This window comes from Verrucomicrobium sp. BvORR034 (genome assembly GCF_000739635.1).
Taxonomy (GTDB): domain Bacteria; phylum Verrucomicrobiota; class Verrucomicrobiia; order Verrucomicrobiales; family Verrucomicrobiaceae; genus Verrucomicrobium.
In genome coordinates this window covers 14,764-33,245 of record NZ_BATQ01000113.1, presented here as the reverse complement: position 1 = coordinate 33,245, position 18,482 = coordinate 14,764, and the positions used below count along the sequence as shown (strand labels likewise).

The window sequence follows — 18,482 nt, the reverse complement described above, 5'->3', positions numbered from 1 at the left end:
ATTTGAACACTATGCGACACCAACGACAATTGACTCCCTACGAGCTCTTGAAGTTCTTCGCCGACGGCGCGCAGTGGCGCCGCCTGTTCTCCAAGGTCAGCACCATCGAGACCGCGCCGCAGTGGCGGCACTTGTACGAGACCTACCTGGACTCGCAAGCCTGGTGCGAAGTGCGTCAGCAGCGGTTGGCCTTGGATCAGCATCGCTGTGTGTGCTGCGGCTCCACCGGGGAGGCGGGCCGGTATCTTGAGGTGCACCACCAAGACTACCAGAAGGTGGGGGGAGAGGATGTGGCCGAAGATGTGCGCACGCTGTGCCGCCACTGCTTTCACGGAGACAAAGGACGCCTCGATTTTCTCGCCCGCCTGCGTGGTCCCCGGCCCTGGGATGAAATTTGCCGTTTGGGTTATGACAGCATCATGGAGACGGTCCGCACCCGTCGCGATCTTGCGGCCGCTTCAGCACCCGCTGCCATGGTAGCCTAGGCCCCCCTTTCAGACGATGGCCTCACCGGCCGTCGTAAAGCCCCCCTGGAACTGAGGAGGGCGGGACATTGCCGTCCCGCCCTCCTTTGATTTTCCTCCAAGAATCAGGTCTGGTGCCTGGAGATTTGAAGTTTGTTCCTCTATCTCTTTTGCCCTCCCACGTCCGGCAGGAATGCCGTCAGCAGGCCGATCAGCGGCAGATAGGCGCACACTTGATACACATAATTGATGCTGGTGTGGTCAGCCAGATTGCCCAGCAGGGCAGATCCGATGCCGCCCATTCCGAAGGCGAAGCCGAAGAAGAGGCCGGAGATCATGCCCACCTTGCCCGGCACCAATTCCTGGGCATACACCAGGATGGCGGAGAAGGCGGAGGACAACACCAGACCGATGACCACACTCAACACAGCAGTGGTGTACAATCCGGCATGCGGCAGCCACAGGGTGAAGGGAGCCACGCCCAGAATGGAGGTCCAGATCACGCGCTTGCGACCGAAGCGGTCACCCACCGGTCCACCCAGGATCGTCCCGGCTGCTACGGCGAACAGGAACACGAACAGGTAGATCTGTGCGCTCTGCACCGGCAGATGGAAGCGGTCCATCAAGTAGAAGGTGTAATAGCTGGTCATGCTGGCCAGGTAGAAGTACTTTGAGAAGATCAACGCTCCCAGAATGGTCAGCGACCACACCACGGTGGAGGTGGGAAGTGCCGCATGAGCTGATTCCAGAGATTTCGCGGACTTGCGGTGCACCCGATGCAGATTGCGAGCCTGCCACAGACCCACGTTCCACAACACGGCCACTCCCAGAAATGCCACCACAGAGAACCAGGCGATGGAACCCTGACCGTGCGGCACAATGATCAAGGCGGCCAGCAAGGGGCCAATGGAGCTGCCAGCGTTGCCACCCACCTGGAACAGGGACTGCGCGAGGCCGCGGCGACGTCCCGCCGCCATGTGAGCAATACGGGAGGCTTCAGGGTGAAAGATGGCAGAACCCATGCCCACCAACGCTGCTGAGCCCAGAATGGAGGCAAAACTGCCGGCCATCGAGAGTGCCACCAGACCACACAGGGTCAGCCCCATGCCGATGGGCAATGAGAACGGCAGGGAGCGCTTGTCGGTGTACCAGCCCACCAGGGGCTGCAACAGGGAGGCCGTGACCTGGAAGGCAAAGGTGATCATCCCGAGCTGGCTGAAAGTGAGGTGATACGACTCTTTCAGCAGGGGATAGATGGAGACGAGGAGGGCCTGGATGGTGTCGTTCAGCAGGTGGGAAAAGCTGATGGCGAACAGCACAGCGTACACGGTCGTCTCCGCCGTCCGCATGGCGGGCGACGGCATGTCTTCATTGCAGGTGGATTCCATAACCCCGCCAACTTCCTGGATCTGGCGGCGGACGCAAAATCACTGGCAGGTGAGAAGCTGCATTTCAATGGTACTTTTCTCGGATTTGGTCGCGGAACGATTCCGGTGCCGCCCCAGCATACCTGCGGAAGAAGCGGCTGAAGTACGAGGGGTCGTGAAAGCCGAGGTCGTAGCCGATCTCGGAGACGCTCAAGTCGGAATGCAGCAGCAGGCGTTTGGCATCCAGCAGGCGGCGTTGGCGAATGATGTCCCCAGCCGACCGTCCGGTCTGCTCATGGACGATGTCATTGAGATGATTGGCGCTTACTCCCAGCATCTCTGCATAACCGCCCACGGTGGTTATTTCTTTGAATCGCTGTTCCACGGAGAGATGGAAGTGCCTCACCAGCTGTCCGGCCCGGGATGCTTCCTTGTGAGGATGCAGCCGGGCGTACAGCCGGTTTACCCGCACCAGGAAGAGACGCAGGATGGAGCGCATGGCGTCAGCCGCATCCGGGAGCGCCGCGTCAAACTCTGACTGCAAGAGAGGAACCAGGGGCAGAATGCCATCAGGATCTCCGTCTGGAATTTGCAGCAGCGCCGCGACATCCACCGAGAAGAAGAACGGATAGTCATACAGGACGCTGGGCGGCGTGGATCGGAGATCAAAGAACTCCTGGGAGAAGGAAAGGGTGGTGCCTCCCAGATTGTCTCCGGGACGAACGGTGTGGACCTGGCCTGGGCTCAGGAAGACGAGTGTGCTGCCGCTCACTCGGTACTCCTGAAAATCATGCATCACCTGCGCCCGTCCTTGCAGGATGAAGATCTGGAAGAACTCGTGGTAATGGGGCTGGAGCCGCTCCGGATCCATGCGCACCGAGTCCATGAAGGGCACGACCACCACGCCCTGCTGTCGCAGTTCGGCCTGACCTGTTGCGGTCATGCCGTAGTGGGGAATGGACTCTCGCCGGATCATCGGTTCGTCCCACCATGCTTGTCTCGGTGGATGATTTGTCAAATGACTGAGGATGAACGGTCACACCGGACAAAGGTGTATTGACACCCATGGCGAAATCACGAAGACTTTGTCGCATGAGTGCTGGAAGCATCGGTTCCCCCGTCGATCATCCGCCGTCGCTCGCCACTGCTCCGCATATTCTGGCTGCTGCCAGGGCGGTGTTGGAAGAGCGTCCCATCATCACCCAGTCGTATTTCACACGCCTGAGGGATGGTTCCATGTCCCATGCTGAGTTTGTCGGTTCCCAGCAGCAGTTTTATTTCGCGGTGCGGTATTTTTCGCGTCCCATCGCTGCCCTGGTTTCGCGGTGTCCGGACTCCGCCATGCGGATGAATCTCGTGGAGAATCTGGCGGAGGAGCAAGGTGGCTTTCTCCCTTCTCATGCTCATGATCGCACGTTCTTGAGCTTCCTGGAGAGCTTGGGGGCAGGAGCTTCAAGCAAGGAGGGACCGGAAGTCCGGGCCTTCAATTGCGCTCTGCTCGGCACCTGTTATGGCGAAGATCTGGAGACGGCGTTTGCTTGCCTGGGAATTATAGAGCTGGCCTTCGCAGAGATATCCGCGTGGATCGGCAGCGCTGTGGTGGATCGTGGGTGGATTGCTCCAGACCGGCTGGTCCACTACGCCTTGCATGCGGAACTGGATCATCGCCATGCTGAGGAGTGCTTTGTTGTCATTGAGCCACGCTGGGAGGAGTCTTCGTACCGGCGGCGGTCCATTCAGCGGGGCCTTGAACTGGGGCGGCATCTTTTCTCCCGCCTCTATGCGGACCTCGACGCGTTGAACCCTGCACTGGCCGAAGGATGAACGGTACGCAGGATCGTCCCCGGCTGGAGGCTCAGTTGGCCCGGGAGTTGCATGAGCATCAGCCACTGCAGCACTATGTGCGGCTGGGATGCTTCGTGGCCATCTATGCAGCCTGTGCCGGCACGGCCTGGTGGTGCTCTGCATTCGCGGCATCACAATCGCTGTGGTGGTTGCTGATGCTGCCGCTTTATCTGGCGGCGGCCGGGGCACTGCATGGCATCAGCCTGTTCACTCATGAGGCTGTGCACCAGACTTTGTCCTCGCATCCGGCCTGGAATCGCATTTTGGGTGCGGCTTGCGCGATCCCCGTCTTGCAGAACTGCTCCGCTTACCGGGTGTTGCACCTGCGGCATCATCACCACTTGGGAGAGGGCGGGGATCCTGATCACTACGCCAACTACACCCGGTGGTCTTGGATGGTGTCAGTGCTGAACTGGTTGCGACTGCTCGTGGGGTATCCCGTGTATATCGTTGCCATCCCGATTCTCGGATTCAAACAGGGATCGAGCCGTGATCGCATCGGCATCCTGGTGGAGCTGGCGGTCACTCTGGCTCTGGGGATGGTATTGCTGTTGGCTCCTCTACCCGCAGGGCTGCTCTGGCATGGCTGGGTGGTGCCGATGATCTTCATCAATTTCATGGTCAATGTGCGGGGCATGAGTCAGCACACGCTGCTGCCGGAGGCGGCAGATGAGGTGCGGGGGACACGCAGTATTCTTACCGGTCCCGTGGTTTCGTTTTTCATGTGCCACGAGAACCTGCATCTCGAGCACCACCTCTATCCCGGAGTGCCGTGGTATCATCTGCCCAAGGTTCATCAGGCGCTCCGTCCGCAGCTGGCGGCCATGGGGGCACCGTACATCGGGTCGTACTCGGCCTTTGTTTTGAAGTTTATGCGCTACAGTGTGAATCGAGGCCGTGAGACGGCCAGTGATGTTGACCGGGTAACGGTCGGGGACGACGGGAGGAAGTCATGACCGCAGTTGCCAAACTGCCGCCACCGGATGCCTGGGCGGTCGAGGCCGCCACCTGGCCGTTGGCGTTTGCCCAAGTTCGCGAAGACCCTCGTGTTGACCTGGAGGTGATCCGATTGCTCCCGCCTCGTGCCGAGGTGGTGATGATCGCCTCAGGGGGCGAGACGGCTGTCTGTCTGGAAAGGTATGGCCTGGGGCGGCTCACCCTCGTGGACATCAACCCGGCACAACTCGCTTTGGCGAAGCTCAAGCGGCATCTGGCCCGGCATCATGCGACCGTCCTTTCCCTGCCGCTACTCGGACATGCCAGCATGCCTCCCGGGGCCAGACAGGTGGCGCTCTCCGCGCTGCTGGATACGTTGGAACTCGACAGGGGAATCCTGGGCCCGCTGGAAGGCGTGGCGGCGCTGGGACCTGATCATGTGGGGCGCTATGAAATTACCTTTGCGGAGTTGTGGAAGGAGCTTTCAGCTAATCCGGAAACCTTGCAGGTGCTGCTCATGTCTGACCGGATGCCGGGCGCAGCGGAGCTGTTGGGACCTGAGACTCAGTTGGGGCAATTGCTGGATCAGGCGCTGGGCAGGGTCATGAGTTTGCAGAATCTGGTCTGCCTATTTGGAGAGGAGGCCACGCGCAATCCTCGTCAGCCGTTTGACCGTCATTTCGCCGCACGTTTGCGGGCGAATGCGACGCGCGGTTTCGCCGCGGAGAACCCTTTCCTCTGGCAGATGCTGGTGGGCATGTTTCCTCCTGCACAGCCCTATGACTGGCTGTTGCCGGGGCCTCTTTCCTCCCAGGTGGACTGGCTGCCTCCCGACCGGATCCAGTATCTGCCGGGCAGGATGAATGAGGTGCTGGAGAGTCTGCCGGATGCGAGCGCTGATTTCATCCACCTGTCGAACATCCTGGACTGGCTTTCTCCGGAAGAGGCCACTGCCAGCTTGAAGAGCGCTGCCCGGGTGTTGCGTCCTGGTGGGCGGGTGTTGATCCGACAGTTGAACTCCTCGTTGGACATTCCCACACTGGCTTCTGACTTCCAATGGGATGCCGCTCTGGGGGCGAGTCTTCAGGCCAGAGATCGCAGCTTTTTCTACTCTGCCATTCATGTGGGGAGGAGGGAGTGAGATGGAGGTGCTGCGCTTTCAGGGCGTGGTGCCATCCGGGCTTGAGCTGGCGCTGAGGGAGTTCGAGGAGCAATTCACCTATCCGCTTGGAGAAGGGGAGTCGTTCCATGTGTCCCATGGTGGCGGCTACTTGAACTTCTTTCGAGCGATGGGAGAAGCCAGCCTCTTCGTCGTCTTGAGGCGGGAAAAGGTGATGGGCACGCTGGTGGGAGTACGGCGGCCCATGAGGCAGGTGGATGGGCGCGTGGTCACGGTCACGTATGTCTGTGATCTCAAGGTGGCGCCAGGGACGCTCCGCGGCAGGGTCTTGTTGAGTCTGGGCAGGGCTTTGGAGAGGCTGTGGCAGGAGGCTGGCGGTGGACCGGGCTACGGAGTGGTGATGCAGGGCACGTCCCAGGCTCCCACTGTCTACACGGGCAGAGGCCTTCTCCCTGGCTTCGTCAACGTGGCCGAGTTGGTGATTTTTAGACTGCCTGTTCCAGGAACTGCCGTGCTGGATGATGAAGTTCGGGTGGCGGAGTTTGGCGAGGTTCAGAGTGCGTTTGCTGAGCTGACAGGGAGGGGGATGGTGCCCATTGAAGGAAGGCCGTCATATCGATCATCAATGAATCCAGTGCCGCTCATCTTGGGGAGTCCAGTGCAAGCATGCGGACTGGTGGAGGACACCAGGCTTGGAAAACAACTGGTGGCCAGTGGAGGCCGGGAAATGAAAGCGGCACATCTGTCTCACTTCGCCTTCCGTTCGGCCGACGAAGGCGCGCGGTTGATCCGCAGCGCGCTGACGGTGGCAGAGCGTGCCGGGTTTCCTGCATTGTTCGTGTGTGTGCCCGCTTCCAGGGCACAGGCCTTGCAGTACTGTCTGGCAGATCTGGTGCCGACCGTTGCTCCGGCCGCAGTGTATGGTCACAATATCAGTTCAGACAAGGGCCATGAGTGGTGGGTGCATTCTTCGGAGATCTGAAGCCTCGAATAGTTAAAGACTCGCAGGCCCGGTTCGTGGTAAGTTTGATGGAATTTTTCCAACGCCCACCCGACCATCCATGATCGTTCCTGAATACTGGGCAGAAGCCCGCCTGCAGACCAAGGAAGATGGCCGCCAGATCACCATCCGGCGGTTCGGGTGGTCCGATGACAGTCAGGAGGCCGCCGAGGCCATGGCTCAAGAGAGGGCGTCAGAAGCCATGCAGCGGGTGCGCGCCGGAGAGAAACTGGACAGGCGCGAGTTCAAGATACCCTACAACGGAGCGGATGGAGTGCCGATCCGGGAGGAAATCCTGGCCCGGCATGGGGATGTGGTCATTACCCGGAACTCCTACGGTGCCCCGTGTCTGAACACTCCGGACGTCCTGTTTCTGGATGTCGATTTCGAGGAGAAGGCGGGCTGTGGCCTGATGGTGAAAATCTGGCAGTTGCTGGCCCTAATTGTGGTGTCGTACGCTATCGTCGAGCGTTCGTGGAAGTACGCAGCGATCGGGTTGGCCATCTCGGCGGCCTTCGCGCCCATGTTAGCATCCTTTCTGAAAAAGACCTGGATCCGCTGGAGTGGCGGACTGGAAAAGGTGGCAAGGAAGCGTATTGACCACTTCCTGAAGGCTCACCCGGACTGGAACATGCGGGTGTACCGCACTCCCGCGGGATTTCGGCTGTTGGCGCTGCATCGCACCTTCCGGTCCGATGAGCCTGAGGTTGAGACCGCGTTCAGGTCCCTGGATGTGGACGAGATGTACGCCCGGATGTGCCGGAACCAGCGTTGTTTTCGAGCCAGGGTGGGGCCCAAGCCGTGGCGGATCGGCATTGGAAAGCACCTTCGACCCCGGCCCGGTGTATGGCCAGTGCACCCAGACCGCCTGCCCCTCCGTCAAAAATGGCTGGATCGCTACAACGCCAGAGCGCCTGGCTTTGCCTCCTGCCAGTTCGTGGAAGACCTCGGCAGCGGGGTGATTGATGCGAAAGTCGCCTCGGTGGCGAAAGTGCACGATGAACTTAGCCGTGCTCATTCGGGCCTACCCCCAGCATGACCGCTTCCTTCTGAGAGAGATTCCTGAAAGATGGGGTGTCTTTTGGCGGTAGCGACTGACGGAAAAAAACAGGTGATTTCTGTCCAACTCGATGGGCAAAATCGCCTTCTTCTCTCGTGCGGCCCGTTTGCCTTTCGGCCGGATGTTTATCATGACTTTTGCTCCTCCCATGATTCGCCTCAGCTTCATCATTCCTGTACTGGCTGTCGCCACCCTGACCCCTGCTGCCGAGCCGGACGCCAACCGGGTCGCAATGGAGTTCTTTGAGAAGGAGATCCGGCCCATTCTCGCGAACCGGTGCTACAGCTGCCATGGCGAGGACAAGCAGAAAGGCAGCCTGCGGCTTGATGACATCGGGCATGTGCTATCGGGCGGCGATTCCGGCCCGGCGCTGGTGGCAGGCAAGCCAGACGATTCTTTGATCGTCCAGTCCATCCGCTACACCAAGGAAGACTTCCAGATGCCCCCCAAGGAGAAGCTTCCGGATGATGAGATCGCCAAGCTTGAGAAGTGGGTCAAGCTGGGGGCGCCCTGGCCAAAGACTGCTGCCACCGTGCGCTCCACGGTGGATGAGTTTGGCTTCACCAAAGAGGATCGGGCTCAATGGGTCTTTCAGCCGCTGGCCAATCCGAAGCCTCCTGTGCTCTCAGGGAACAAGTGGACGAAGGGGAGCATCGATTCGTTTGTGGCTGCCAAGCAGGCTGAGCTGAAACTGGCTCCCGCACCAGCCGCCACTCCAGAAGAACTCGTCCGGCGGGTGTACTTTGACTTGCATGGACTTCCGCCGTCGCCGGAGCAAATCGAGTCCTTTTCCGCCCGTCACGATGACAAGGCCTACGAGAAGCTGGTGGATGAGCTGCTGGCCAGCCCCCGCTACGGGGAACGCTGGGCTCAGCATTGGCTGGACCTGGTGCGCTATGCGGAAAGCGACGGCTACAATGCAGACGGCTACCGCGATGCCGTCTGGCCCTATCGCGATTGGGTGATCAAGGCGCTCAATGACGACATGCCGTATGACAAGTTCGTCCGGCTACAGCTTGCTGGAGACGAGATCGATCCGGGCAATCCTGATGTCCTCATTGCCACGTCCTACCTCCGGAACGGGATCTATGAATGGAACCAGCGTGACGTGCGGGGCCAGTGGGACCTGATCGTCACAGACATGACGGACAATGCTGGTGAGGTGTTCCTGGGGCTGAGCTTCGGCTGCGCCCGCTGCCACGACCACAAGTTCGATCCCATCTTGCAGAAGGACTACTATCGTCTGAAGGCATTCTTTGCCCCCGTGCTCTGGCGGGATGACATGAAGCTCGCCACCGCTGAGGAGCAGGCGGCTCACGCCAAGCTGCAAGCAGAGTGGGAAGCCGCCACTGTGGACGTCCGCAGCAAGATGGACGCGATGACCCTGAAGTCTCTAGACGGCAGCATGAAGCGCGCGAAGGGCCGCTTCTCGGAAGATCTCCAGGTCATGATGAACAAGGAACCCGATCAAAGGGAAACCTTGGAGCAGCAGCTGGCCTGTCTGGCTGAACGTCAGGTGGAATATGAGCGTGTGCGTTTCGACCCCATGAAGACGCTCAAGAAGCCTGAGGACAAAGCAGCATATCAGGCACTGGTCGAAGAGCTCAAAAAGTTCGACAACGTCAAGCCGAAGCCTCTGATGGATGCGTTCGTGGCGACGGATGCTGGTCCCAAAGGACCTGCGAACCTGCTGAAGACCCGTCGTGGGGAGGCTGACATTGCGCCCGGATTTCTCACCATCCTTGAGCCGAATGAGCCCGAGATTCAGCCCATCGGCAAGTCCACTGGCCGCCGCAGTGCGCTGGCGAACTGGATCACGCGGCCTGACAACCAGCTTTCCACCCGGGTGATCGTGAACCGGGTCTGGCAGTACCATTTTGGCCGGGGCCTCTCTGGCACCCCGAGCGACTTGGGCAACATGGGCGAAAAGCCCACCCATCCCGAGCTGCTGGACTGGCTCTCCCGCCGGTTTGTCGCAGAAGGCTGGAGTCTGAAAAAGCTTCACAAGGAGATCCTCATGTCAGCCACCTACCGGCAGACAGCGCTTCGGCAGCCTCCGGCTGAATACGGTCAGATCGACCCTGGCAACAAGTTCCTCTGGCGCTTCCCGCCCCGTCGTCTGGATGCGGAACAGGCTCGTGATGCCATGCTCATGGCCAGCGGAGAGCTGGACTTGAAGATGGGCGGTGCAGCTTCGGACGCGAAGGAACCCCGGCGCTCCATCTACACCCGGAAGAAGCGCAACAGCCAGGACGAACTCCTGCGGAGTCTCGACGCGCCCGCCAACTTCACCAGCACCTCTGAGCGTCAAAGCACGACCACGCCCACTCAGGCCTTGCTGATGGTGAATGGCGAATGGATCAACTCGCGTTCCCGCAAGCTCGCCACTCGTGCCACGAGCGTGGAGGAGGCCTGGAGATTCACGTTGGGCCGCTCGCCCACGGCTCGCGAGAAGAAGCTGGTCGATGTCTTCTTCAAACAACGACTGGGGGCCGATGCTCCCGCCGCCAACGGCCATCCCTCGTCAGCAGATTCGCATGCAGACTTCAAGGTTGGCACTCCACAGGAGCGGCTGCTGGTCAAAGGTGGGCCCGAGGAAGGGGACGATTTCACGATTGAATCGGTCTTCACTCTTAACAGCGTGGACGCTGGTGCCTCGGTGCGCACGGTGGCTTCCCGTTGGAACAGTGGCAAAGACACTCTGGAGTCGTTTGGCTGGAGTCTTGGCGTCACAGGCGAGAAGTCCCGCTTCAAGCCGGGCAATCTCATCGTGCAGTTGGTGGGAGAAGACGACAACGCCAACATCGCCCACGAGGTCGTGGCGTCTGATATTCGCATTGGTCTTGGCAAACCCTACCATGTGGTGGTGCATGTCTCCGCCACCGAAGGCGTGGTGGAGTTCAAGGTCACGGATCTGAATTCTCCCGGCTCTCCGCCGCAGACGGCAGAGGTTAAACACCGGGTGCGTCGTGGCTTGGGCAAGGGCGTGTCCGAACTGGTGGTTGGTGGCTTGAACCAGAGAGCGGCCCCTCACCAGTGGGACGGTCGTCTGGACGCGCTGAGGATCACCCGTGGGGAACTGCCCGCGGATCAGGCCACACCCAATGCTTCCAGCTGGAAGGACAGTCTCGTCATCTGGGATGCCAACCGCCCCTTGGATGCTCGCCTGGAGTGGGCTGGCTACGATGGGAAGTCAGACTCCGACAATCCGTTCCAGCGCGCCCTCGCTGACCTCTGCCACGTGCTGCTCAACAGCAACGAGTTCCTCTATCTGCACTGATCCGGAGTCCAGTCCCTTCAAACCCCCCCTCAATTCTCACTCAGCACATTTGGTTATGGCTTGCAATAACATCACTTACGCTTCCAGCCGCCGTGACTTCCTTCGCACCGCAGGTTGCGGTTTTGGAGCCGTGGCCCTGTCGGCTCTCCTGGGGGAAAACGCTTTCGGAGCAGGCACAGCCGACGCCTTGAACCCCGTGGCGGCCAAGCTTCCGCATCGGTTCGGCAAGGCGAAGAGTGTCATCTTCCTGTTCATGGAAGGTGGCCCCAGCCATCTGGACACCTTCGATTACAAGCCGTTGCTCAATCAGCTGGATGGGCAGCCTCTGCCGCCCAGCTTCAAGCAGCCGGTGCTGGCCATGGGTGAGTATGGTGCCCCGATCCTGGGCTCCAAGCGTGCGTGGAAACAACATGGTGAGAGCGGACTCTGGGTCTCCGACTGGTTCCCCAATGTGGCCAACCATGTGGATGATCTGGCGGTCATCCGTTCCTGCCATTCCAACGGCATCAATCACGCAGGCGGAGTGTGCCAGATGAACACTGGCTCCATCTTTGGCGGCCGCCCTTCACTTGGTGCGTGGGTCACCTATGGTCTGGGTACGGAGAACCAGAACCTGCCGGCCTTTGTTGTCTTGAAAGACAGCGAGAGCGGCGTCATCAACGGCGTGCGCAACTGGGGCACTGGCTTCATGCCCGCAGTCTATCAGGGCGTGGAGTTCAGTCCGGAAGGGGTGCCGATCAAGTATCTGGACAACCCGAAAGGCATGACGCCGGAACGTCAGCGAGAGAAGCTGGATCTGCTGGCCGGCCTGAACGGCATTCATGCCGAAAAGCGCCGCGACAACACTGAGCTGGAAGCTCGTATTCGCAGCTACGAGCTGGCCTTCAAAATGCAGGCGGAGGCTCCAGTGGCTGTAGACATTTCCAAGGAATCCGAAGCCACCAAAAAGCTCTACGGCATGGACCAGCCGGAGACCGCGGTGTATGGCCGCAATTGTCTCCTGGCACGTCGCCTGGTGGAAAACGGTGTGCGCTTCGTCCAGCTCTACAGTGGAGCAGGTAGCAAGTGGGACTCCCATGCCAACATTGAAGGCAACCACGGCAAGCTCTGCCGCGGAGTGGACCTGCCCATTGCGGGCCTTCTCGCGGACCTCAAGTCCCGCGGCATGCTGGAGGAAACTCTCGTCATCTGGGGCGGTGAATTCGGTCGTACACCGATCAGTGAACAGGGTGGGGGACGCGACCACAACCCGACGGGCTTCACGATGTGGATGGCGGGTGGCGGTGTCAAAGGCGGGCAGACCATTGGGTCCACGGACGAGCTGGGGCTTTATGCTGTCGAAGACCGCCTGCATGTGCATGACATCCACTCCACAGTGATGCACCTGATGGGCCTGGATCACACCCAGGTGGTGTACAACAACAAGGGACGGCCAGAGCGCATCGACCAAAACGAAGGTCACCCGTACACGAAGATCCTGGGCTGATTCCTTGAGCAACGGTGAAGGACGGTTCACACTTGAGTGTGTGGATCGTCATTACAGGAGCGCCAAGTTCAGGCAAGACCACGTTGCTGCATGAGTTGCAGCAGCGCGGGTACACAGTGGTGCCGGAATCGGCCAGGGAGGTTCTTTCTAGCGGCGAACTCGATGAGTCGCGCTCCGACGTCCAGACCCTTATTGAACTGCGCCAGCGGGCAAAGGAGGAAAGGATTTCGCCAGATCAAGTCGTCGTGCTGGATCGTGCGCTCCCCGATTCATTGGCCTATCGCCGTCTGGTAGGAGCGGATGTGACGGATCTGCATGCTCTGATTCGTCCCGAACGCTATGCTGCCGTCTTCATGTGCGGCTTCGGTCAGCATATTGCGGATGGCATCCGCAAAGACGATGCCGAACGCGCCCGCGAAATCGAGCGGCTGCTGCGGGAAGTTTACCTCGAACTCGGATGCCGGGTCATTGATCTGCCCTGGGCCACGGATGTCGACCTGGCCACAGGCGTGGCCAGGCGACTGGCGTTGATTGAGGAGGAACTCGGCGCCGCACGGCGGAACTCAGCCTCTCCTTAGATCCACAAGGGCGGCTTGGTCATCAACCGGTGCACCGCGGATTCGCGTTTGGAGCCAATCTCGTCAGAGTTGTTGACGCTCATGCTGAGGTCGCGCACCAGGCCGTCGCTGAGCCGGTAGATCCAGCCGTGGACCGACAGTTCTTGGCCACGCTCCCAAGCCTGCTCTACCACGGTGGTCTGGCAGACGTTGACGGCCTGCTCGATGACATTCAGTTCGCAGAGCCGGTCCACGCGGTCGCTTTCTTCGATGATGGTGGCCAGGTGGGGGTCATGTTTTTGGTTCACGTCCTGGATGTGGCGCAGCCAGTTGTTGATGAGGCCCAGCTTCATGTTGAGCATGGCCGCGCGCACCCCCCCGCAACCGTAGTGGCCCACCACCATGATGTGCTTCACCTTCAGCACCTCCACCGCGTACTGTAGAACGCTGAGGCAGTTTAGATCTGTGTGAACGACCAGATTGGCCACATTCCTGTGGACGAAGAGCTCACCGGGCAGGAGGTCAACGATCTCATTGGCTGGGACGCGGCTGTCCGCGCAGCCAATCCAGAGGTACTCTGGGGCCTGCTGGGCCACCAGACGGGAGAAGAATTCCGGGTCCTCGGCGCGGCGAGCATCGGACCAAAGACGGTTTTGGGCGAGCAGAGGGGCAAGGTTGGCAGTCGACATGCAATGTTTGGTTAGCAGCGCAAGGGCCAAAATGCAACGCGCCGTTCCTCCCCGCGGGAGAAACGGCGCGATCAAATCCTCAGATGGAGGCGGAATTACTGGAGAGCACGGTAGGTGTGTTCGAGCGCCAGCAGCGTGTAGGCGGTCACCAGCACGGGATCGTTTTCCATCCAGCGGCCGGTGTCATTCAGCCAGGAGCCGTCGGGCTTCTGGATATTAAGCAGATGGCGGCCCAGTTCATTGCGCCAGTCCACGGTCTTGCCATCTTTGGTCTTCAACTCATCCAGATTCGCCACGGACAGTGCCTTGGCCATGGTGTGGTAGTAGTAGAATTTGCCTTCCTGGCCGAGGCCCGGGTTTTCTTCCAGGGTGAAGTTGTCACCCAGCCACTTCAGAACGGCCTGGATCCGGGGATCTTCCGGGGTAAGACCAGCGTAGATGAAGCTGAGCATCCCAGCGTAGCTGATGCTGCCATAGGAGCGCAGTGCAGTGCGGCCATCGGGAAGCTTGTCCACCTCTGCCGCCTTGCTCACGCCCGGCTCATAGACGAAGCCACCAGCGTTTTTCGGGTCGTTGCTGGCCCAGGCTTGGTCATTGGACTCAGGGCGGTTCTGGCAGCGCTCTACGAACTTGATGGCTGCGGCCCAGTTGAGGTCGTTCTTTTTGTCCTCGGGAGTGCCCTTGTCTTCGAAAAGGCGCTTCGAGTAGTAGAGGGACTCGAGGGCGAAATGCGTGTTGGAAAGATCCGCGTGAGCCGGGCTGTTGGGGCCCGGACGGCCATAGCCGATGCCGCCATCAAAGGCATTGTCGGCGCTGCCCTTGGTGTCGAAGTCATTTTGCTGACCGACGACGAAGCGCCGAGCCTTTAAAATGGTCTGCTCATACTCTGGTTTGGCGTTGAGCGTCAGGGCCAAAAGCGACAGGGAGGTGTTGTAGTTGGCGCGTCCTTTGGCGTAGATGCCGCCGTCTTCCTTCGCATTGCTGAGGATGAATTTGTAGCCCTTGTCAGCTTCCGCAGGGAGGGGATCCGCTGGCTTGCGGGCGGGGTCAGCCGCGAAAGCGCTGAGCACGAGCGCCGTGATGGCAGGTTCTTCAGGGTTGCTCCAGGCTCCGGTGTCCTTTTGCTGGGTCTTGAGGAATGCCAGGCCCTTGCTGATGGCCAGGTCGATTTCCTGGCGCAGGGATGCGTTGCGATCCGGTTGAGTCGATTGGGCCTGGAGGCCTGTGAGTCCCAGCCCGAGAGCCAGACCAGCGGTGATGAGGGAGCGTTGTGTGCGTGTTTTCATTTGAGGAGATTGAGAAGCGGGTCGGGATCAGGCACCAGGATTCTTGGGGCTGATCACCAAGGTCACCGGGGTGTCCACTGCGGGTACTTTGGCGGTTTCAACCTTCCAGAGATCGTCGTTGGCGTTTTCCTTCACGGGGAAGTTCACCAGCGAGATGAGATCGAAGTAGATCGCCACCATGGACCCATCGAACTGGGCGGCAAACCCGGTCTGGCTGATCATGGAGCCTGTGTAGGTCCAGTGCTGGCTTTCCCGGGCGGTTTTGGCATCCTTCTCGTGAATCCAGCGGGTGACGGGCGCGGTTTGTTCTTTGCCGTCCTTATCCTTCCACTGCACGTTCAGGGTGATCTGGTTGGCCCCGGCCTTGGCCATGGGTTCTGCCATGAGCTTTTGGGTCATGGGGGTCGGGTCGGGGAGGAACTGGGCAGCCTCTTTGATATTGGGCTCATAGTGAGCCAGCAGCAGAGCCACGTTCAGTTCCGTCGGGCTGACAGACGTGCGCAAAAGGCTCTCGTGAGTCTTCCCGTGCTCGTGCACCAGGACATACTCCAGGAGACCCTCTGTCATGTTGAGCACGCAGGGCACGCTGATTTGGCGTGTCTTGCTGTTGATTTTGATGCCGCCCAGATCGTACTCGTTGTCCGCAACTTTCTTCACCCTGGACTGGGCTTCAGCCATTTCCTTGGCGGCCACGGTTTTGCCCGCATCATTGGGCGTGGGTTGCTTCGTGGGTTCCCCATCCTGGGCCAGGAGCAGGGCAGAACTGACAGCTGCGGCGACCAGCAAGGTAGGCAGCGTAAAGCGGCGAGGGAGAGCGATCATGGCGGCAATTTTGGGTTATCGCTCATCATCGTATCTTCCCGAGGCCAAGGGAAGAGCGCAGTGCTGAAAAGTCGTCCTTCGAAAAGGTGGCCAGGAGCAGGGACATGGGTGTGGGGGGCTGCGCCAGATGGCACACATCGTGCCAGCCTGTGGAAAAAGCAGCGCCTCCTGCGTGAGTGCTGGATAAATCGTGTTCGAGGCTAAGGTGGACCCTGGTGTGATGGGGCATTTTTTGATCTCATAGAAGTGGCAGCGGTCAAAAAGTGGCCATCTGGTGGTTGCGAATTGATCATTGCCATGGGCTTGCACGCAGGTTGGAAAGACGCTTCAATGACCTCACATGACCAATGCGGCCCATCCACCAAAAGATCCCGACACCATTACCTGTCATGTGACCTCGTGGTACTACCGGAGAATGGGGCTGCTCGCGGCCATGTTCCTGGGAATGGGGTTGTTCTTTTTTTACGATGGGAAGGTGGGCTACCCCAAAAAGAATGCGGTAGCTGCCAAGAAGGTCTGGTTTGAAGAAACGGTTCTCAAGAGCTACGACACTGCGCAGAGCGCCGGGGAGGCGGCTGTAGCCGCCTGGCTGAAAGATGCCCGGGAGAGGGGGTGGATCGTCAATCCGAACCTCCAGCAGCCTCGGTGGGACGACTATGCTGCACCGCATGACTGGCCCAGCGATCCGAAGAAATACAGCCCGGAGGAGATCGAACAGCAGTTTTACTGGGGGGCGGCGATGATCGTCGGCGCGGCTATTGCGGGAATTCTCGTTCTGCTCAACCACAACAAGGTGCTGATCGGCCACCGATCCGACATGCAGATGCCCAATGGTGCCAAGGTGGTGTTTGCTGATGTGTTCAAGGTGGACAAGCGCAAGTGGGACAACAAGGGGCTCGCGACGGTGTACTACCGTGAGGGGGGCTCTGGAGCCGAGCGCAAGGCTGTAGTGGACGATCTCAAGTTCCACGGCGCGGATCGTGTCCTAAAACGCCTTTTGGAGGGCTTTTCCGGAGAATTAATCGAAAAAGTAGCGGACGATCATGGAGCGAGCGGCGAAGAGAAGGAGAACTCCGAATCTTCCCCTAAAAATACCGCATAGCGGGCAAGCCCTTTCCGCCTGGAATCAGGCAAAAAGGGGACGTAAAAAATCGCATTTTCCCAGTTGCGAAAAATGGCGCACCCGCTAATGCTCCCCGCCACTTAGCAACCTACAACACGCATTTATGGCCGAATCCAACATTGCAGACAAAGTCCGGGACATCATCGTCGAACAGCTCGGCGTGAACCCCGAACAAGTCACTCCTGAAGCCAAGTTCATTGAAGACCTTGGCGCCGATTCACTCGACACCGTGGAGTTGGTCATGGCTTTCGAAGAAGAGTTCGGTATCGACGTGCCCGATGAAGAGGCTGAAAAGCTCCTCTCCGTGGGTGATGTGATCCGTTACGTCGAAGAGAACGCTGAGTAAGCTTCCGCTTACCGGACTGACCCTTCATCTATTTCTGGGAAAGGCACGGTTTACCGTGCCTTTCTTGCGTTCAGTTGTCCCGGTGGTTCATGGCATCGTCCCACCCGCCCCGCGAATCACTGTGGGGTCAGCTGCGCGACGGGGAGCATCTCCCGGAACTGGCGATTGGGGTTGGCGTACGCAGGGTAGCGGGAATCGCGTTCCGGGCCGGGGAGGTAGCGCCAGTGCTTGTACATCCACATCCAGCACTCGGGGTACTGGCGGATTTGAGGTTCGAACCGGTCCCACACCGCCTGGGTCATGGTGTCGATGGAGGGATAGTCTGAAGCCTCCATGGGGTCGAGGAAATGGCAGCGGTACGTCCCGTCTGACAGGGGGAGGGCGGTCGCGGGCAGGAGGGGCAGCCCCAGCCGGAATGCCAGGCTGGTATGCAGGTTGGGGACACAAGTTTTCAACCCAAAGCACTCGATTACCGTGGCAGCGCGACCGGGTTTGACGGTGAGATCGGCGAGCAATGAAGCATGCCCGTTCCGTTTCAGTTGCTTGAAGATCCGCAACATTGCCCCTTGTTGTGGGATGATTTCGTGGCCGGTTTTCTGCCGGAGGCGGGCGAAGATGTCGGTCAGCGCTTCGTTTTTGAAGTCCTGAGCGATGGTGAGCTGGGTGAAGCCCTGCAGTCCGACGATGAGGCTGAGCACCTCAAAGTTGCCAAAATGCGGCGTCACCCAGAGGGCACCCCGGGATTGAGCCATGGCGGGCGTTTTCGGGTCCTGCCAGGAGAGCCTCGCGATCTGGGGCAATTCCTCCTTGGGATGGCCGGCGATCCAGAAAAGATCCAGAAAGGTACGGGCAAAGTTCTGGAAACTGCCGATCGCGATGCGGCGCGCCTGATCAGGGGTGATGTTCTCCCGGGAGAATGCCGCCTTGAGATTCGCAATGGCGGTGCCTCGGCCGCGGTAGTCGATGGCGAAGGCGAGCAGTCCGACCACCTTGCTGAGGAGCAAAACTTGTTCCCTGGAGAGTTTTGGGAGCCACCAGACTCCAAAGTTTACTAGAAATGTCTCAATCCGGTGGCGAATCTTCTTCACGATCACGTTTGGT

General features: G+C 59.7%; 17 protein-coding genes. 11 read left to right on the top strand and 6 right to left on the bottom strand.

Going from position 1 to position 18,482, the window contains the following annotated elements; all coding sequences use genetic code 11:
- Positions 1-11: 11 nt before the first annotated feature.
- Positions 12-485, top strand: coding sequence for an HNH endonuclease (locus BV034_RS18725; RefSeq protein ID WP_265593172.1), 474 nt, complete (start codon positions 12-14; stop codon positions 483-485).
- A 140-nt stretch (positions 486-625) separates the two neighbouring features.
- On the opposite strand, the gene BV034_RS18720 is transcribed toward BV034_RS18725, so the two are convergent.
- Together BV034_RS18720 and BV034_RS18715 are read right to left on the bottom strand one after the other, a co-directional pair.
- On the bottom strand, positions 626-1,852 hold the full coding sequence (locus tag BV034_RS18720; RefSeq protein WP_050028519.1) for an MFS transporter: 1,227 nt from the start codon (positions 1,850-1,852) through the stop codon (positions 626-628).
- A gap of 64 nt (positions 1,853-1,916) precedes the next feature.
- The gene (locus BV034_RS18715; RefSeq protein WP_081887922.1) at positions 1,917-2,807 is read right to left on the bottom strand and encodes a helix-turn-helix domain-containing protein; all 891 of its coding nucleotides are present in this window, start codon (positions 2,805-2,807) and stop codon (positions 1,917-1,919) included.
- A gap of 116 nt (positions 2,808-2,923) precedes the next feature.
- On the opposite strand from BV034_RS18715, the gene BV034_RS18710 reads away from it, so the two are divergent.
- From BV034_RS18710 to BV034_RS18675, 8 genes are all read left to right on the top strand, one after another.
- Positions 2,924-3,655: an iron-containing redox enzyme family protein gene (locus BV034_RS18710; protein ID WP_050028517.1), complete on the top strand. Its 732-nt coding sequence runs from the start codon at positions 2,924-2,926 to the stop codon at positions 3,653-3,655.
- Positions 3,652-4,632 (top strand): fatty acid desaturase, encoded by a 981-nt coding sequence (locus BV034_RS18705; RefSeq protein ID WP_050028516.1) that lies wholly within the window; start codon positions 3,652-3,654, stop codon positions 4,630-4,632. The genes BV034_RS18710 and BV034_RS18705 overlap by 4 nt, the downstream gene beginning before the upstream one ends.
- A complete protein-coding gene (locus tag BV034_RS18700) occupies positions 4,629-5,753 on the top strand; it encodes a DUF3419 family protein (RefSeq protein ID WP_050028515.1) in 1,125 nt (374 codons plus the stop codon). Before BV034_RS18705 ends, BV034_RS18700 begins: the two co-directional genes overlap by 4 nt.
- A 1-nt stretch (position 5,754) precedes the next feature.
- Entirely contained in the window at positions 5,755-6,714 is a 960-nt protein-coding gene (locus tag BV034_RS18695) for a hypothetical protein (protein WP_050028514.1), read from the top strand.
- Positions 6,715-6,793: 79 nt separating this feature from the next.
- Positions 6,794-7,771 (top strand): hypothetical protein, encoded by a 978-nt coding sequence (locus BV034_RS18690; protein ID WP_050028513.1) that lies wholly within the window; start codon positions 6,794-6,796, stop codon positions 7,769-7,771.
- A 169-nt stretch (positions 7,772-7,940) separates the two neighbouring features.
- On the top strand, positions 7,941-11,072 hold the full coding sequence (locus BV034_RS18685; RefSeq protein WP_063768831.1) for a PSD1 and planctomycete cytochrome C domain-containing protein: 3,132 nt from the start codon (positions 7,941-7,943) through the stop codon (positions 11,070-11,072).
- A gap of 55 nt (positions 11,073-11,127) precedes the next feature.
- The gene (locus BV034_RS18680) at positions 11,128-12,558 is read left to right on the top strand and encodes a DUF1501 domain-containing protein (RefSeq protein WP_050028511.1); all 1,431 of its coding nucleotides are present in this window, start codon (positions 11,128-11,130) and stop codon (positions 12,556-12,558) included.
- A 14-nt stretch (positions 12,559-12,572) separates the two neighbouring features.
- The gene (locus BV034_RS18675) at positions 12,573-13,136 is read left to right on the top strand and encodes an ATP-binding protein (RefSeq protein WP_081887920.1); all 564 of its coding nucleotides are present in this window, start codon (positions 12,573-12,575) and stop codon (positions 13,134-13,136) included.
- On the opposite strand, the gene can is transcribed toward BV034_RS18675, so the two are convergent.
- The 3 genes from can to BV034_RS18660 all read right to left on the bottom strand — a co-directional run bounded on the left by can (position 13,133) and on the right by BV034_RS18660 (position 15,912).
- A complete protein-coding gene (can, locus tag BV034_RS18670) occupies positions 13,133-13,804 on the bottom strand; it encodes a carbonate dehydratase (RefSeq protein WP_050028509.1) in 672 nt (223 codons plus the stop codon). The genes BV034_RS18675 and can overlap by 4 nt on opposite strands.
- 95 nt (positions 13,805-13,899) lie before the next feature.
- Entirely contained in the window at positions 13,900-15,090 is a 1,191-nt protein-coding gene (locus tag BV034_RS18665) for a cycloartenol synthase (RefSeq protein ID WP_050028508.1), read from the bottom strand.
- Between the two features lie 27 nt (positions 15,091-15,117).
- Positions 15,118-15,912, bottom strand: coding sequence for a YdjY domain-containing protein (locus BV034_RS18660; protein WP_050028507.1), 795 nt, complete (start codon positions 15,910-15,912; stop codon positions 15,118-15,120).
- Positions 15,913-16,252: 340 nt separating this feature from the next.
- On the opposite strand from BV034_RS18660, the gene BV034_RS18655 reads away from it, so the two are divergent.
- Together BV034_RS18655 and BV034_RS18650 are read left to right on the top strand one after the other, a co-directional pair.
- Positions 16,253-17,014, top strand: coding sequence for a hypothetical protein (locus BV034_RS18655; RefSeq protein WP_050028506.1), 762 nt, complete (start codon positions 16,253-16,255; stop codon positions 17,012-17,014).
- Positions 17,015-17,138: 124 nt separating this feature from the next.
- Positions 17,139-17,381 (top strand): acyl carrier protein, encoded by a 243-nt coding sequence (locus BV034_RS18650; protein WP_009961673.1) that lies wholly within the window; start codon positions 17,139-17,141, stop codon positions 17,379-17,381.
- A gap of 116 nt (positions 17,382-17,497) precedes the next feature.
- Here the strand turns inward: BV034_RS18650 and BV034_RS18645 are convergent, their stop codons facing one another.
- Entirely contained in the window at positions 17,498-18,469 is a 972-nt protein-coding gene (locus BV034_RS18645; protein WP_265593171.1) for a lysophospholipid acyltransferase family protein, read from the bottom strand.
- Positions 18,470-18,482 lie beyond the last annotated feature (13 nt).

What these genes read in the sequence shown, in the direction of transcription:
- BV034_RS18725 (WP_265593172.1), top strand. Translation starts at nt 12, where the DNA reads ATGCGACACCAACGACAATTGACTCCCTACGAGCTCTTGAAGTTCTTC.
- BV034_RS18700 (WP_050028515.1), top strand. Translation starts at nt 4,629, where the DNA reads ATGACCGCAGTTGCCAAACTGCCGCCACCGGATGCCTGGGCGGTCGAG.
- BV034_RS18685 (WP_063768831.1), top strand. Translation starts at nt 7,941, where the DNA reads ATGATTCGCCTCAGCTTCATCATTCCTGTACTGGCTGTCGCCACCCTG.
- BV034_RS18710 (WP_050028517.1), top strand. Translation starts at nt 2,924, where the DNA reads ATGAGTGCTGGAAGCATCGGTTCCCCCGTCGATCATCCGCCGTCGCTC.
- BV034_RS18680 (WP_050028511.1), top strand. Translation starts at nt 11,128, where the DNA reads ATGGCTTGCAATAACATCACTTACGCTTCCAGCCGCCGTGACTTCCTT.
- BV034_RS18695 (WP_050028514.1), top strand. Translation starts at nt 5,755, where the DNA reads ATGGAGGTGCTGCGCTTTCAGGGCGTGGTGCCATCCGGGCTTGAGCTG.
- BV034_RS18715 (WP_081887922.1), bottom strand. Translation starts at nt 2,807, where the DNA reads ATGATCCGGCGAGAGTCCATTCCCCACTACGGCATGACCGCAACAGGT.
- BV034_RS18720 (WP_050028519.1), bottom strand. Translation starts at nt 1,852, where the DNA reads ATGGAATCCACCTGCAATGAAGACATGCCGTCGCCCGCCATGCGGACG.
- BV034_RS18690 (WP_050028513.1), top strand. Translation starts at nt 6,794, where the DNA reads ATGATCGTTCCTGAATACTGGGCAGAAGCCCGCCTGCAGACCAAGGAA.
- can (WP_050028509.1), bottom strand. Translation starts at nt 13,804, where the DNA reads ATGTCGACTGCCAACCTTGCCCCTCTGCTCGCCCAAAACCGTCTTTGG.
- BV034_RS18655 (WP_050028506.1), top strand. Translation starts at nt 16,253, where the DNA reads ATGACCAATGCGGCCCATCCACCAAAAGATCCCGACACCATTACCTGT.
- BV034_RS18705 (WP_050028516.1), top strand. Translation starts at nt 3,652, where the DNA reads ATGAACGGTACGCAGGATCGTCCCCGGCTGGAGGCTCAGTTGGCCCGG.
- BV034_RS18650 (WP_009961673.1), top strand. Translation starts at nt 17,139, where the DNA reads ATGGCCGAATCCAACATTGCAGACAAAGTCCGGGACATCATCGTCGAA.
- BV034_RS18660 (WP_050028507.1), bottom strand. Translation starts at nt 15,912, where the DNA reads ATGATCGCTCTCCCTCGCCGCTTTACGCTGCCTACCTTGCTGGTCGCC.
- BV034_RS18665 (WP_050028508.1), bottom strand. Translation starts at nt 15,090, where the DNA reads ATGAAAACACGCACACAACGCTCCCTCATCACCGCTGGTCTGGCTCTC.